The sequence below is a fragment of the Pseudomonas sp. MDV22-iso1 genome (genome assembly GCF_058145095.1).
This window is the reverse complement of sequence record NZ_JBYVMF010000044.1, coordinates 11624-26235: the sequence shown is the minus strand read 5'-3', so window position 1 is coordinate 26235 and position 14612 is coordinate 11624. Positions and strand designations below refer to the sequence as shown.

Here is a 14612-nt window from a genome sequence, read left to right as displayed (position 1 = left end):
CGTTTGGTTACTTGGCGCTCTTCCAAGTGACTCGCTGTAAAAGCGAAACCAATAGCAGCCGTGACCGCAGAAATGGATATGTACTCCATCAAAACCTCATAGCCTGTCAGGCCGCCATCGCCGGCAAGCCAGCTCCCACAGTTTGATCCGGGGGCGACAGGGAAAGATGCGTCGGCTGCCAGGGCGCCATCGCGAGCAAGCTCAGCTCCTACAGTTGATCTGGGGCATCCGGGAGAAAGGTGTCGGCGGGCAAGCCGCCGTCGCGAGCAAGCTCAACTCCCGCAGTCAGAACTGATACCCAACCCCCGCGTAATACCCCCACCCATCCGACCGGGCACGGAAGTCGCCGTCGCCGAAATTCAACTCACTGCCATCCTCCCAGTTACCCCCGTTGTGAAAATACCGACCCACCAACGTAAAACGCAGATGCGTAAAGGCGTACAGCAACACATTGGTCGCCACCGTCGCGTTAGCCGTGCGCGCCGGGTTGTCCTTGTGCAGGTCCGAACCAAAGTCGAAATTGGTGAAGCCGATATACGTCAGCGACGCGCCATTGCTGAAGCTGCTGATCGGAACGATGTACTTGAGTTGGGCACGATAGCCGTCCCAGGAATACTCGTTGCTGGCCCCGTAGTTTTCCCACTGATAACGACCGTAGAAGTTGGCCGACAGATTGACCCGCGAGTGCGTGTCGATGTCCGTGCCCAACCCGCTGTACAGCGTATTCGCGCGGTTGGCACTATTGCTGCCGTGATCGTAGATCCAGTCAAACGCCACATACCATTCCTCGAACGGACCGATGGCCAGGCTGCGGCCCGCCAGGTAGTCGATCGAGATCCGCGGTTCGTGCTCCATGAACACCGGCGAGCCATGGTCCCAGACGCCTTTGTCGTGGCTGTTGCCGATGTTGAAAATCTTCGGGATGTCGATGTAACCGTACAACTCGAACGGCCCCTTGCGCCCGAAATACTCGTATTCCAGATAGATATCATCCGCCGGTTGCGGGCCGAAGCTGATGTCTTTGCTGCCAATGACTGTCAGGTCCTGGTTGAACCAGTCCGAGAGGTACGCGCCTTTTTTCGGCGGGCTGGCTTCGGGGCTGAGGGCTTCGCCCTGGGCGGATTCGTCGGGCGTGGCGGGTTGCGCCAAGGTGTTGCAGCTGAGTAGTCCTGTAACGCTGGCGAGCAGCAGGGAAACAGCCAATGTGCGCGAACGTGTCACGCGACGGGAAGTGCAAAGCATTAAAAGTCCCTTTTCGTTTGGAGCGGGGCCCGTTTGTTCGGGCTTGAGCCGTTATGTATCGAAAGCGCGCCTATCAGCGCTTCGCAAACGTTTGCACAAGCCATACCAATTGTTTCAAGAAGATCAAATTCATGCCGATTACTCGCCCCCTGTAGCTGCCGCAGGCTGCGATCTTTTGATCTGGCGGCCACGAATCAAACGGTATGTTGCTGTAGGATTATTGGCCTGACTTCACGAGGTACACCCCTATGAGCGAGCCGATTCGTCTAACCCAGTACAGCCACGGTGCAGGGTGTGGCTGCAAGATTTCCCCCCAGGTGCTGGAGGTGATTCTGGCCGGCAGCGGGGCGCAGAACCTAGATCCCAAGCTGTGGGTGGGCAATGCCTCGCGCGATGATGCGGCGGTATACGCCATCGATGAAGAACGCGGGGTGGTCTCGACCACGGATTTCTTCATGCCCATTGTCGATGATCCGTACGATTTCGGTCGTATCGCTGCCACCAATGCCATCAGCGATATCTATGCCATGGGCGGCGACCCGTTGATGGCGATCGCGATTCTCGGCTGGCCGGTCAACGTGCTGGCGCCGGAGATCGCCCGTGAAGTGATCCGTGGCGGGCGCTCGGTCTGCGACGAAGCGGGCATTCCACTGGCCGGCGGTCACTCCATTGATGCGCCCGAACCGATCTTCGGCCTGGCAGTCACCGGGCTCGTGAAAAAGCGCCACATGAAGCGCAACGACACCGCCACCGCCGGTTGCCTGCTGTACCTCACCAAGCCGCTGGGCATTGGCATCCTCACCACCGCCGAGAAGAAGGGCAAGCTGCGCAACGCCGACATTGGGCTGGCCCGCGACTGGATGTGCACCCTGAACAAACCCGGCAGCCGCTTCGGCAAACTCGACGGCGTGACCGCGATGACGGACGTCACCGGGTTTGGCCTGTTGGGGCATCTGGTGGAAATGGCCGACGGCAGCCAACTCACCGCGCGCATTCAATATGACCGCGTTCCACGTCTGCCCGGAGTCGAGTATTACCTCGAACAGGGCTGCGTGCCCGGCGGCACACTGCGCAATTTCGACAGCTATGCCAGCAAGCTCGGTCGCCTTCAGGAGCTGCATAAACTCGTTCTGTGCGACCCGCAAACCAGCGGTGGCCTGCTGGTCGCCGTCACCCCGCAAGGCAACGCCGGCTTCCTCGCTGTGGCCGCCGAACTGGGCCTGAACCTTGAGCCCATCGGTGAGCTGGTTGAGCGACAGACACACGCGGTTGAGGTGTTCTGATGTCGACCGACTTCACCGATTACCGCGACATCTTTCTCAACAACCGGCCAATGATGGACACCCGCGCGCCGGTCGAGTACGCCAAGGGTTCATTCCCCGACGTAATCAATCTGCCGCTGATGAACGACCACGAGCGCCAACGCATCGGCACTTGCTACAAGCAGCAGGGGCAGCAATCGGCGATCATCCTGGGGCATCAACTGGTGTCGGGTGACATCAAGGCCGAACGCATCCAGGCCTGGGCCGATTTCGCCCGGGCGCATCCTGATGGCTACCTTTACTGTTTTCGCGGCGGGTTGCGTTCGCAGATCGTCCAGCAATGGCTCAAGGACGAGGCGGGCATCGACTATCCGCGCGTCGGTGGCGGTTACAAGGCCATGCGTACCTTCTTGCTGGAGACGGTCGACCAGGCGATTGCCCAATGTGATTTCGTCCTGCTGGGCGGCATGACCGGCACCGGCAAGACCGAGGTGTTGACGCAGTTGCTTAACGGGCTGGACCTTGAGGGCCACGCCAACCACCGCGGCTCCAGTTTCGGCAAACGTGCCACTGGCCAGCCGTCCAACATCGACTTCGAAAACCGCCTGGCGGTGGACGTGTTGAAAAAGCGCGCCGCGGGCATCGAGCAGTTCGTGCTGGAAGACGAGAGCCGCATGGTCGGCAGTTGTGCCTTGCCGTTGCCGTTGTTCCAGGGCATGCAGCAGTTTTCGATGGTCTGGCTGGAAGACAGCCTGTCAGGGCGGGTCGAGCGAATCCTGCGCGATTACGTGGTGGATTTATGCGCCGAGTTCATCCGCGTGCATGGCGATGAAGGGTTTGCGCTGTTTTCCGAGCGGTTGCTGGAAAGCCTGAACAATGTGCAGAAACGCCTGGGCGGAGAACGCCATCGGCGGATGTTGATATTGATGGAAGCGGCATTGGCGGAGCAGGCGCGCAGTGGCGCGGTGGATCTGCACCGGGACTGGATTGAAGGGTTGTTGAGCGAGTATTACGACCCGATGTATGCGTTCCAGCGGGAGAAGAAGGGTGGGCGGATCGAGTTTGCGGGGGAGCAAGCGGCGGTTCTGGAGTATTTGAAAACGCGGCAAAAACAACAGGATTGAGGGTGTTTTTGCCGGCCTCATCGCGAGCAAGCTTTGCTCCCACAGGATTTGCGCCTGACCGTTACCGCGTGGACGGTGCCTGATCTGTAGGAGCAAAGCTTGCTCGCGATGGGGTCGTGTCAGGCGCTACCTGTTTTAAAGGACAGCCGCGCCGATCAACCCGGTGATCACTCCGATCCCCATGGTCATCAGCGCCACGCTCACCAGTACCCGTGCGTCGAAATCCTTGCGCAGCATCAGCAGCGACGGCAGGCTGATGCTTGGCAAGGTCATCAACAAGGCGACCGCCGGAGCGGTGCCCATCCCCAGGGTCATCATGGTTTGCACGATCGGGATTTCCGCCGCCGTGGGGATCACGAACAATGTGCCGATGATCGCCAGCGGTATCAGCCACAGCAAACCGTTGGCCATGGCGCCGTCAATGTGAGGGAACACCCAGACCCGCACGGCCCCCAGGACCAACACCGCCAGGATGTAGATCGGAATCGTGCTCCAGAACAACTGCCAGATGGTGCGGCCCCAGCGAACCAGGAACGGTTGCGAGTCCGGTTCACTGGCCGCCGACACCGCTTCGACAGCCGCTTCGGGCAGTACTTCCGGGCCGGAAATCCGCTGTGCAACCAGCGACACACCGAACACCAGCACAATACCCGCCACCAGTCTCAGCGCCGTGAATCCCCAGCCCAGCACGAATCCCATGAACACCAGCGTGGCCGGGTTCAGCACCGGGTTGCCGATCCAGAAGGCCAGCGCCGCGCCGACCGAGACATTCGACCGCCGCATGCTCGCCGCCACTGGAGCGGCGCAGCACGAGCACATCATCCCCGGCAACGCAAACAAGCCACCGCGCACGGTCGAGGCAAAACCGGCGCGGCCAAACAGGCGCAGCAGCCAGTCTCGCGGGATCAGCACCTGCAGGAGCGAGCCGAGGATGACGGCCAGCACGGCGGCTTTCCAGATCGCCAGGAAATACACCTTGGCATAGGTCAGCGCAGCGATGAGCGGGGAGGTTTGTGCGTCGTTGAGAATAGACGCGCCGATGCTGTGGTTGTCAGCGGCCAGGAAGGCTTTGGCGTAGTAGGGCGACCATTTGACGTAATAGAGACCGATGCAGGCGACGAGGACGAAGAGGGCGGGTTTCCACCAGAACGACCAGCCCCGAGTGGGGGCGGCAACAGAAGACAGTGACATGGTGAGGTTCCGGGCGAGAGGACGATGGACGGATGATAGCCCAGACCTTGCCTTTCGCGGAGTGTGGCCAATGATGATCAGTCGGGTTCAGTGAGCTTCTGCGGCGAGCGAGCCTGCTCGCGCCGGGCCGCGCAGCGGCCCCAGAAAACCCTGTTTATGTCGGGCAGGTCTCGGCACCGTTATCCAGACCTTGCTTGTAACTGTGGCTCGCGACGCTCGCCTTGCCGTTGTGCCAGGTCAGCGTCAGGACGAACAGCGAATCGTAATCGCTGGACTCCCAGTCTTCTGTGATCGTCTGTTTCTTGCCAACGGCTTCGCCCGCGACCGTGTTGATCAGCTCCGGCAGGTAGCCGTGGGACCAGGCGGTATAGATGACCGAGTTGTGATACTTGTCGTGAAGCAGTTCATCGGCCAGGTCGCTGGTGTCATTGGCCGAAAAGTTGATGTTCACCGGCAACCCGAGCTTGATCGCGCTGGGGCTGATGGTCATCAGCGGACGAATATAACTGTAGGAGTTATCCAGCTCGCCTTCTTCGACATTGCGCGTCGGGTTGGCGGCAAACACGTAGTTGGCCTTGCCGAATTTTTCCGGCAGCAAGGTGGCCAGGTCGATGGCGCGGTTCAAGCCCTGGCAGTTCAGCTGGCCGAGACCGCCTTCAGGTTTTTCCGCGTGGCGCAGGAATACCAGGGTCTGGGTGCCGTCAGCCGGCTGGGCACGGCTCTCGCTGGATTCCAGCGACAGGAACACCGCGCTGGTGGCCAGCAATGCGGGCAGGAACAAGTAGGCGCGATGCTTGAAACGAGTGGCAAATTTCGAAAGGTTCTTCATCGAATAAAGGGTTCTTCAGCGCATTCGGTTAAGGCTGACAAACCTTTACACCGCGAGCGTCCAGCGTCGGGTGATTTCCATGTCGATAAGCCGGTCCGTTTCCGAAAGGGCAATCCTCAGAGTCCTCTGAGGCCCATTTGGTTCGATACCGGCCGGGGGCGCAGCAATGTATCGATAACCTTTCATGGGTTGCAGCGAAGGTTATCGACAGGATGTTGCGAAATTATGGCCACCCTACAGGTTATGGCGATGACGAAGGCGTCAATTGTTCGATCTTGATAATCAGCGACATTGATAACGCCTTTGGATCCCGTGGATTATGATCGGCGTACATTTCCCGGTGGATACCCTCATGACCGATCTGTCCGCGTTCCCCATCACGCAAAAGTGGCCTGCCCAGTACCCGGAGTGGCTCCAGCTGTACTCCTTGCCGACCCCCAACGGCGTCAAGGTGTCGATCATGCTCGAAGAGATCGGGCTGCCCTATGAACCCCATCGTGTGGGCTTCGACACGAACGACCAGTTGTCCCCCGAGTTTTTGTCGCTGAACCCCAACAACAAGATTCCGGCGATCCTTGATCCTCACGGTCCGGGGGATCAACCGTTGGCGCTGTTCGAGTCCGGGGCGATTCTGATCTACCTCGCTGACAAAAGCGGGCAGTTGCTGGCCCAGGAATCGGCCGCTCGCTACGAGACGATCCAGTGGTTGATGTTTCAGATGGGCAGCATCGGTCCGATGTTTGGCCAGGTCGGCTTTTTCAATAAATTTGGCGGCAAGGACTACGAGGACAAACGTCCACTGCGACGCTACGTCGAAGAAAGCAAGCGCCTGCTGAACGTGCTCGATGGGCGGCTGGAAGGGCGGGACTGGATCATGGGCGAGCGCTACACCATCGCCGACATCGCCACGTTCCCCTGGATACGCAATCTGATCGGCTTCTATGAAGCGGGCGATCTGGTGGGCATCAACGACTTCAAGAACGTCACGCGAGTCCTGGAGCGTTTTCTGGCACGCCCGGCGGTGATGCGCGGGCTGGAAATTCCGAAGTCGGCGATTTAAGTCCATCCATCTCACCCTCAGGGAAGACCCATGCATTCATTCGATTTCAAACAGGTAGACGTATTCAGCCGCGTCGCGCTCAAGGGCAATCCATTGGCCGTGGTGTTCGCGGCCGATGAACTCAGTGATGAGCGTATGGCGGCGTTTGCGACCTGGACCAACCTCAGTGAAACGACGTTCATCCTCGAACCACAAGACCCTCGGGCCGATTACCGGGTCAGGATTTTCACCACCGCAAAGGAGTTGCCGTTTGCCGGTCATCCGACCTTGGGGACGTGTCACGCCTGGCTCGAAGCGGGTGGCGTGCCCAAGGGAGAAGAGATTATTCAGGAGTGTGGCGTCGGGTTGGTGCGGGTCCGTCGCCAAGGCGCGGAGCTGGCTTTTCTTGCACCGCCCCTGCTCCGGACCGGGCCGGTGGAGGCCGACCTGGTGGAGCGGGTGCGACTGGGGCTGGGACTTGAGCAGGGCGCGATTGTTCGGGCCCAGTGGGTCGATAACGGGGCCGGCTGGCTGGCGGTGATGCTCGACAATCGCCAGCAGGTGCTGGACCTGAAGCCGGATCATGGGCAAATGCTTGGCCTGGCGGTCGGTGTGATTGCGCCCTGGAACCCTGAGCGGGATGGCGATGATGCGCACTTCGAGGTGCGGGCGTTCATCAGCGGCGACGGCATGCCCGAAGATCCAGCCACCGGCAGCCTGAACGCCGGTGTTGCCCAATGGTTGCTCAAGGAAGGGTTGGCGCCGTCGTCCTACGTGGTCAGCCAGGGGTTGACCATGGGCCGCGCCGGGCGAATCCAGGTCGAACAACTGGGCGACGAGATCTGGATCGGCGGCGCGGTGGTGACCTGCATCAGTGGCACCCTGAACCTGTAACGCTGACGGGCGCGGTTGAGTGAACACTGACCGCGCCTGCAATAGGGTGAAGCCGCTAATGGCGGTGCAAATCGAACCTGCGCGCTTTGGTCGCGACCACTCGCTGCACCCCTTGCTCTGGTTGGGCAGGCCGCGATTATTGTCAGTCCGGCAACGGACTCTTCGTCATCCGGCGTTTGTGCAGGGCGCCGCAGAAGGCATAAGCTTTCGCCCCCTGCGACTTTCGTCTTGTTCATCGATTTTCAGGAACCCCCATGTCCAGCCAGTTCCCCGAAGCACGTCCACGCCGTCTGCGCCGCAATGCGAGCCTGCGCAGCCTGTTCCAGGAAACCGAATTCAGCTTGAGCGATCTGGTGCTGCCGATCTTCGTCGAAGAAGAAATTGACGACTTTGTGCCGATCAAGAGCATGCCCGGCGTGATGCGTATCCCCGAGTCGAAACTGGCTGGCGAGATCGAGCGTTACGCCCGTGCCGGTATCAAGTCGGTGATGACCTTCGGCGTGTCCCACCACCTGGACAGCACCGGCAGTGACACCTGGAGAGAGGATGGCCTGGTCTCGCGCATGTCGCGCATTGCCAAGGATGCTGTGCCGGACATGATCGTGATGTCGGACACCTGCTTCTGCGAATACACCGATCATGGCCACTGCGGTGTGATGCACCACCATGAAGTCGACAACGATCAGACCTTGATCAACCTGGGTCGCCAGGCCGTGGCAGCAGCCCACGCCGGGGCCGATGTCATTGCCCCGTCGGCGGCAATGGACGGCCAGGTCCGGGCGATTCGTCGGGCGCTGGATGAGGCTGGTTTCACCCAGATTCCTATCATGGCTTACTCGACCAAATTCGCTTCCGCGCTCTACGGTCCGTTCCGTGAAGCTGGCGGCAGCGCGCTCAAGGGCGACCGCAAAAGCTACCAGATGAACCCGATGAACCGCCGCGAAGCGGTACGTGAATCATTGATGGACGAGCAGGAAGGCGCCGACGCGCTGATGGTCAAACCGGCGGGCGCCTACCTGGACATCATCCGCGACATTCGAGAAGTGTCCCGTCTGCCGTTGGCGGCGTATCAGGTCAGTGGTGAATACGCGATGATCAAATTCGGCGCTCAGGCCGGTGCGATCGATGAGGATCGGGTGGTCCGCGAAAGCCTTGGGGCGATCAAACGCGCGGGCGCGGATCTGATCTTCACCTACTTTGCGATGGACCTGGCGCTGGCCGGGATCTAAAGCCCACCGCATGATCCCTGTGGGAGCGGGCTTGCTCGCGATGGGGCCGTGTCAGGCGATATTGATATTGGATGTGCCACCGCCATCGCGAGCAGGCTCACTCCTACATGGAAATCGTGTGGGTTCGTGTTGAATCAGGCAACACCAAAGAAAGGCCGGATCCCGTGTTCCTGGAAGTACCGTTCGATCACTTTCGGATCGGAGCACGTTTCGGCAATCGCCACGTAGGTGTCCGGCCGTAACAGGTAAAACCCGTTACGCCCCAGGCCCGCGATTTCGAACGCCGGACGCCAGTCAAATACCTGCAGCGGCAGATGGTGTTCCGTGCACCAGGCGATCATTTCGTCGCTGGTGTCGCCATACACATGCACCTGCCAGACCGGTTGCTTGAGCGATTCGAAGTTGTCGCCTTCGCCATCGTGAGCCCAGGGCAATCGATCCCCACCATGCACGTGCCCGGCAACGCCGGTGCTGAGTGGCATCCCGCGATAATTGACGGTGATCTGCGAGACCGTGCGAAACAAAAACTCGCGGGAGGTCTCGAACGAGGCCATTTTCGGGATCACGAACGGGGCCAGACGCGTACGCAACAGGTCGGCCAAGGGGCCTTGGGCGGTGGCGAAGCTGAACACCCGGTCCGTGGTGGCCACCAGTTTGCGGGCAAACGCGATACGTTCGGGTTCGTAGCTGTCGAGCAGCCGGGCCTCGGCGGCGCCGCTCAAGACTGCAGCGAGTTTCCAGGCCAGGTTGATGGCGTCGCCGATCCCGGTGTTCATGCCCTGACCGCCTGCGGGGCTGTGGACATGGGCCGCGTCCCCCAGCAGGAACGCACGCCCGGTGCGGAAGTGGTCCGCCACGCGGTGATGCACGCGGTAGGTGGAAAACCAGTTCACCTGATCGATTTGCACCTTCATATTATTGATCGCGTGACTGCTGACGTCCTCGAACCGCAGGTTCTCCGGATGCTCGGCACGCTCATCTCGAACCGTGCCGATCAACCGGGCGCGGCCTTCTGCCGCCATGGGAAACACGGCGAGGAAGTCCGCTTCATCCAGGTCCACGTGCAGCTCGCCGTTGATGGACTCGCCACTGGCCTGCACATCCGCGACGTAGAAAATCTGCTGGTAGGTCCCCCCTGGAAAACCGGTGTCCAGGGTCTTGCGCACGATCGATTTGGCCCCGTCGCAACCGGCCAGGTAACAGGCCTGACAGGTTTCCTGCTGGCCATCGGGCCGGCGCAACCTGGCGCTGATGCCGTCACCGGTTTCCTCGAAGCTTTCCAGTTCGGTATCGCGCTCGACTTCAATACCGAACGTTCGCAGGCGGTCGATGAGCAGGCGCTCGTGTTGATCCTGAGGAAATATTTTCAGGAACGAGTAGGGCGTCAGGCCTTCGCCAATACGGGTCAGGGGCAGGCGCGCGACCGGTCCGCCCTTGACCCAGAAATTAGCCGCCGCGACACGATGGCCGTTCTGCACCACGGCGTCGGCGAGATCGAGTTGGCGGTACAGCTCCAGCGTACGAGCCTGCACCGCCAGCGCTCGGGAAGTCGTGCCGGGTGCCGACGTTCTGTCGATGATCCGCACGCGCACGCCCAGTTTGCTCAACCACAGCGCCAGGACCAAACCGGTCGGTCCAGCGCCGACGATCAGCACGTCGCTTCGGTTCATGAGCCCGTCCTCTTTAGAGTGTGAGCTCTAGTATGGTCCAGTTCGAGGGTGAGTCCAGACGCGCCGCCAGACGGAAAAAGGCCCCGCAACGGTGACGCTGCGGGGCCTTTTTTTGAGGCGTCGGGGGATCAGAAGTCGATGGTGCCCGACAACTTCGCGACCCGTGGCTCGCCCTGGGTCAGGTAGCCGCCCTGGGCCGATTCCCAGTATTTCTCGTTTGCCAGGTTTTCGATTCCGAAACGCAGGGTCACGTCTTTCTGCTCCACTTTGAAGCCATACCGCGCACCGGCATCGAAGCGGTTCCAGGTCGGCAGGCTGAGGTTGTTCGCCGCATCGGCGTATTGGCCGCCAGTGCGCAACATCCGCGCATTCAGCGCTACACCTTGCAGGCCCGGCACGTCCCAATCCACACCGGCATTGAACTGAAAGTTCGGCACGCCGATAGCGCGATTACCATCGTTTGCGCCGTTCTGGGTGTCTTTCAGTTCGGTGTCCATCAAGGTCAGCCCGCTGATCAGGCGCAGGCCTTCGATAGGCTCGCCGAAGACGTTCAGCTCGACGCCTTTGTTGATCTGTTTGCCTTCACGAATAAATTCCGCCGTGGTCGCGCTGGTCGCAACGGAATAGCCGTCTCCCGGTTGTTCGATGCGGTACACACCGAGGCTGGCGCCGTAGGTGCCCATGTCGACTTTGACCCCGGCTTCGATCTGTTTCGAGCGAGCCGGCGCGAACGCCTGATTGCCATTGGTGACGATCAGGTTGCCGGAGGTAACGGGAGAGGTCGGACCTTCGGCCAGGCCTTCGATTCGGTTGGCGTAGAAGGACACGTGTTCCCACGGTTTGAACACGATGCCGTAGACCGGCGTGGTGATCGACTCGTCGTACTTGGAGGTTCGCGTGCCGCTGCCGTAGGCGAAGCCCTGGACCACCAACTGCTGACGACGCACGCCGACGGTCACCAGCAGGCGATCATCGAAGAAGCCGAGGGTGTCGGAGGCGGCGCCGCTGCGCACGAAGGTTTTGCCGGTGATGCCCGGATCGTTGAGGTCGCCAGCGGAAAAATTGCCAACCGGCGACGGCGTTTCGACCGGGTGATAGATGTTGTTGGGGTTTCGGCGCAGGTCGAAATCATAGGCACTGCGCTGCTCGGTCCAGATGCCAGCGAGGCCGAAGTTGAGCTTGTGGCTGACCGGGCCCGTGTCAAATCGGCCATTAAGGCCGCCCATGACGCTTTTGTTGTCCTCGTCGTGCGGGATGAACGAGCCGGTGGTAAAGGAGCTGCCATCGTTGCCGACCAGAGTGGTGGAGTTGTAGCGTCCCACTTCGCGGGTGTGCTTGGCACCGCCAGCGGCATAGGCGGTCCAGTTGTCGTTCAGGTCGTATTCGGCGCGCAGCATGCCGAAGGTGTCTTCGATTTCGGTGAAACCCCACTTCTGCGCGTAGTTGGTGTCGGCAGAAGGCGCGTCCGGAATGTGTGTGGTGTTGCCGAGGTTCACCGAGTTGCGGCCACCATTGACCCTTTGTTTCTGGTAGGCGAAGTCGCCAGAAACACGCAGGGCGTCACCGCGGTAGTCCAGGCCGATGGCGAACAACTTGGAGCGCTGGTTTTCGTGATCGATGCCGGTGTCACCTTCGCGCTGAGCCAGGTTGACCCGTGCACCGAAACGGTTGTCCTCGCCGAACCGTTGGCCGAGGTCCAGATGCTGGCCCATCCGGCCTTCGTCATTGATGTCGGTGGTGAATCGACGCAACGGCACATCGCTGGCGCGTTTGGGTTGCAAGTTGACACCCCCGCCGATGCCCGAACCCGTCGGCGTCACGCCGTTGATGAACGCGTTCGGGCCTTTGAAGACCTCCACACGTTCCAGTGCATCGGTGGAGATGATCTGCCGGGGCAGCACGCCGTACAGGCCGTTGTAGGAAATGTCGTCACCGGTAAGTGGTAAGCCACGGATCATGAAAATCTGCGACTGGTTGGAAAATCCGCTGGCCTGACGCACCGAGGCGTCGTTCAACAGCACATCGGCCACGTCTTCGGCCTGCTGATCCTGGATCAGTTGTTCGGTGTACGACGACACACTGAACGGTACGTCCATGATGTCCTGATTGCCCAACACACCGAGTTGTCCACCACGCGCCACCTGACCACCGGCAAATACCGGGGGCAGGGCGGAAGGCGACGGGGCTTGAGCGTTGACGTTGACGTCGTCCAGTACCAACGCCTTGCCGTTGTTTTCGGCGGGTTCAGCGGCGTAGGCGGTAATGGAAAGGGAGCAAAACAGAGCAATAAGCGTCGGTCGCAAAGGCGCGCCGAGTCGGGTTGGAGAGGTCATGTTTCGTTCCTGGCGGTGCGTCGCCGATGAGGTAAAAATTGACGGCGCGGGAACTCCTTGCGCAAATGCGACTCCAGGCGCGAATGATAGATTTTCTCAGTAACGTCTTGCAATGGGTTTGTTATTACGGTGTGTAGATAATCTTCAGCGGGGTTGTGAGCTTTCTGTAGCGATGGAGCCCGTGAGGATGTAACGCATCTGTGTAGCAGCTGCCGAGCTTGCGAGGCTGCGTTCGGCTGCGAAGCAGTCGCCAGTGAGCGGTGCTGTGTATCTGACACACCGCAGTGTCTGGTTTCACACTGCTTCGCAGCCGAACGCAGCCTCGCAGGCTCGGCAGCTGCTACAGACATGTGTAGCAGGCTCGACGGCTGCTACAGGGAACAGTGGAGGGTGGTGAGGGTCATAGCCTGCGCCATGCCATTGGTCGTATGGTTAACCCGTCTTTAAGGATTTGATGGAGCTCCATGCAAGCCAATCGATTGATCACGAGCGTCGCGGCGCTGCTGGTACTGGCCGGATGCGGCACCCAGCGCACCCAGGAACCGCCTGCGCGAACACCCAATGAGGTCAAGGCGGAACTGATGCGCTTGCTGCCGGCCAAGACGGTCGATCGCCAGGGCTGGGCCACGGATATTTATGCGGCGTTTGCAGCCCAGGCCATCCCTGCGACCACGCAAAACCTATGTTCGGTGCTCGCCGTCACCGAGCAGGAATCTACCTTCCAGGTCGACCCACCGGTCCCCGGCTTGGGCAAGATTGCCCGTGACGAGATCGACCGCCGTGCGGCCAAAGCCCATATTCCCGGCCTTTTGATCAGCGGCGCGCTGCAGGTGCGCTCACCCAACGGCAAGAGCTACAGCGACCGTCTCAATGCTGCGCGCAGCGAGAAGGAGCTCAGTGCGATTTTCGATGATTTCATCGGCATGGTGCCTATGGGGCGGACGCTGTTCGGTGGTTTCAACCCGGTGCACACCGGTGGACCGATGCAAGTCAGCATCGAATTCGCCGAGCAGCAGGCGCGCAATTATCCGTACCCGGTAGAGGGCTCGATTCGTCGTGAAGTGTTCAGCCGACGTGGGGGAATGTATTTCGGGATTGCCCACTTGCTTGGCTATCCGTTGAGCTATCAGCAGCCGCTGTATCGTTTTGCCGACTTCAATGCCGGTTGGTACGCCAGCCGCAATGCGGCGTTCCAGAACGCGGTGAGCCGTGCTTCGGGTATTCCCCTGGCGCTGGATGGGGATCTGGTCCGCTATGACTCGATCATGCCTGGCACCACTGAATTGGCGGTGCGCACCCTCGGGAAGCGACTGGACATGCGCAACCCGACGATCAGGGATCAATTGGAAAAGGGAAAGAGCCTCGAATTCGAGGAAACAACACTCTATGAGCGGGTGTTCGAGTTGGCCGAGCAAGCCGAAGGCCGGTCGCTGCCCCGTGCGGTGTTGCCGGGGATCGTGCTGCAGAGTCCGAAGATCACCCGCAAACTCACCACGGCGTGGTTCGCCAAGCGAGTCGATGAGCGATATCAGCGGTGCATGGCGCGGGCGCGTTGAATAGACACACAAAATACCGGCATAAAAAAACCCGGTTGTTGAGGCCGGGTTCTTCGTCGAAGAGTGCTAAGTAATGCTTCGATCATACGGTGCGATTCTGGATCAGGCGATCGGAACCACCTTCGGCAACGCGACGTTCCAGTAAACGATCTGAACCACCTTCGGCGACGCGGCGATCGATCAGACGGTCGGCACCACCTTCAGCGACGCGGCGTTCGATCAGACGATCGGCACCACCTTCAG

General features: G+C 60.5%; 11 protein-coding genes. 6 read left to right on the top strand and 5 right to left on the bottom strand.

Translation table 11 applies throughout. The features are described 5' to 3' along the window. Positions 1-285 precede the first annotated feature (285 nt). Positions 286-1242 (bottom strand): nucleoside-specific channel-forming protein Tsx, encoded by a 957-nt coding sequence (locus AC3ZVB_RS28405; protein ID WP_490148414.1) that lies wholly within the window; start codon positions 1240-1242, stop codon positions 286-288. Positions 1243-1490: 248 nt separating this feature from the next. On the opposite strand from AC3ZVB_RS28405, the gene selD reads away from it, so the two are divergent. Both selD and mnmH read left to right on the top strand, forming a co-directional pair. Continuing rightward, positions 1491-2525: a selenide, water dikinase SelD gene (gene selD, locus AC3ZVB_RS28400; protein WP_490148413.1), complete on the top strand. Its 1035-nt coding sequence runs from the start codon at positions 1491-1493 to the stop codon at positions 2523-2525. Continuing rightward, positions 2525-3628 (top strand): tRNA 2-selenouridine(34) synthase MnmH, encoded by a 1104-nt coding sequence (gene mnmH / locus AC3ZVB_RS28395; protein ID WP_490148412.1) that lies wholly within the window; start codon positions 2525-2527, stop codon positions 3626-3628. Before selD ends, mnmH begins: the two co-directional genes overlap by 1 nt. A 135-nt stretch (positions 3629-3763) precedes the next feature. On the opposite strand, the gene AC3ZVB_RS28390 is transcribed toward mnmH, so the two are convergent. Both AC3ZVB_RS28390 and AC3ZVB_RS28385 read right to left on the bottom strand, forming a co-directional pair. Further along, a complete protein-coding gene (locus tag AC3ZVB_RS28390) occupies positions 3764-4819 on the bottom strand; it encodes a permease (RefSeq protein ID WP_162440844.1) in 1056 nt (351 codons plus the stop codon). A 154-nt stretch (positions 4820-4973) separates the two neighbouring features. Then, positions 4974-5648 (bottom strand): histidine phosphatase family protein, encoded by a 675-nt coding sequence (locus AC3ZVB_RS28385; RefSeq protein WP_162440845.1) that lies wholly within the window; start codon positions 5646-5648, stop codon positions 4974-4976. A 352-nt stretch (positions 5649-6000) separates the two neighbouring features. On the opposite strand from AC3ZVB_RS28385, the gene AC3ZVB_RS28380 reads away from it, so the two are divergent. The 3 genes from AC3ZVB_RS28380 to hemB all read left to right on the top strand — a co-directional run bounded on the left by AC3ZVB_RS28380 (position 6001) and on the right by hemB (position 8810). Then, complete coding sequence (locus AC3ZVB_RS28380; RefSeq protein ID WP_490148411.1) at positions 6001-6708, top strand: glutathione binding-like protein; 708 nt, start codon at positions 6001-6003, stop codon at positions 6706-6708. A 30-nt stretch (positions 6709-6738) separates the two neighbouring features. Continuing rightward, positions 6739-7581: a PhzF family phenazine biosynthesis protein gene (locus AC3ZVB_RS28375; protein WP_162440847.1), complete on the top strand. Its 843-nt coding sequence runs from the start codon at positions 6739-6741 to the stop codon at positions 7579-7581. Positions 7582-7835: 254 nt separating this feature from the next. Next, complete coding sequence (gene hemB / locus AC3ZVB_RS28370) at positions 7836-8810, top strand: porphobilinogen synthase (protein ID WP_162440848.1); 975 nt, start codon at positions 7836-7838, stop codon at positions 8808-8810. 134 nt (positions 8811-8944) lie between these two features. Here the strand turns inward: hemB and AC3ZVB_RS28365 are convergent, their stop codons facing one another. Next, on the bottom strand, positions 8945-10480 hold the full coding sequence (locus tag AC3ZVB_RS28365; protein WP_490148410.1) for an FAD-dependent oxidoreductase: 1536 nt from the start codon (positions 10478-10480) through the stop codon (positions 8945-8947). Positions 10481-10608: 128 nt separating this feature from the next. Beyond that, positions 10609-12813: a TonB-dependent receptor gene (locus tag AC3ZVB_RS28360; RefSeq protein WP_490148409.1), complete on the bottom strand. Its 2205-nt coding sequence runs from the start codon at positions 12811-12813 to the stop codon at positions 10609-10611. Between the two features lie 464 nt (positions 12814-13277). Here AC3ZVB_RS28360 and AC3ZVB_RS28355 point away from each other — a divergent pair, with 464 nt between their 5' ends. Continuing rightward, positions 13278-14369 carry a DUF1615 domain-containing protein gene (locus AC3ZVB_RS28355; protein ID WP_490148408.1) on the top strand — a complete coding sequence of 364 codons (1092 nt, stop codon included), beginning with the start codon at positions 13278-13280 and terminating at the stop codon, positions 14367-14369. The last annotated feature ends 243 nt before the right edge of the window (positions 14370-14612 follow it).

Excerpts from the sequence above, each read along its gene's own strand:
- AC3ZVB_RS28355 (WP_490148408.1), top strand. The coding sequence starts at position 13,278 with ATGCAAGCCAATCGATTGATCACGAGCGTCGCGGCGCTGCTGGTACTG.
- AC3ZVB_RS28365 (WP_490148410.1), bottom strand. The coding sequence starts at position 10,480 with ATGAACCGAAGCGACGTGCTGATCGTCGGCGCTGGACCGACCGGTTTG.
- mnmH (WP_490148412.1), top strand. The coding sequence starts at position 2,525 with ATGTCGACCGACTTCACCGATTACCGCGACATCTTTCTCAACAACCGG.
- AC3ZVB_RS28375 (WP_162440847.1), top strand. The coding sequence starts at position 6,739 with ATGCATTCATTCGATTTCAAACAGGTAGACGTATTCAGCCGCGTCGCG.
- AC3ZVB_RS28390 (WP_162440844.1), bottom strand. The coding sequence starts at position 4,819 with ATGTCACTGTCTTCTGTTGCCGCCCCCACTCGGGGCTGGTCGTTCTGG.
- selD (WP_490148413.1), top strand. The coding sequence starts at position 1,491 with ATGAGCGAGCCGATTCGTCTAACCCAGTACAGCCACGGTGCAGGGTGT.
- AC3ZVB_RS28405 (WP_490148414.1), bottom strand. The coding sequence starts at position 1,242 with ATGCTTTGCACTTCCCGTCGCGTGACACGTTCGCGCACATTGGCTGTT.
- AC3ZVB_RS28380 (WP_490148411.1), top strand. The coding sequence starts at position 6,001 with ATGACCGATCTGTCCGCGTTCCCCATCACGCAAAAGTGGCCTGCCCAG.
- AC3ZVB_RS28360 (WP_490148409.1), bottom strand. The coding sequence starts at position 12,813 with ATGACCTCTCCAACCCGACTCGGCGCGCCTTTGCGACCGACGCTTATT.
- AC3ZVB_RS28385 (WP_162440845.1), bottom strand. The coding sequence starts at position 5,648 with ATGAAGAACCTTTCGAAATTTGCCACTCGTTTCAAGCATCGCGCCTAC.
- hemB (WP_162440848.1), top strand. The coding sequence starts at position 7,836 with ATGTCCAGCCAGTTCCCCGAAGCACGTCCACGCCGTCTGCGCCGCAAT.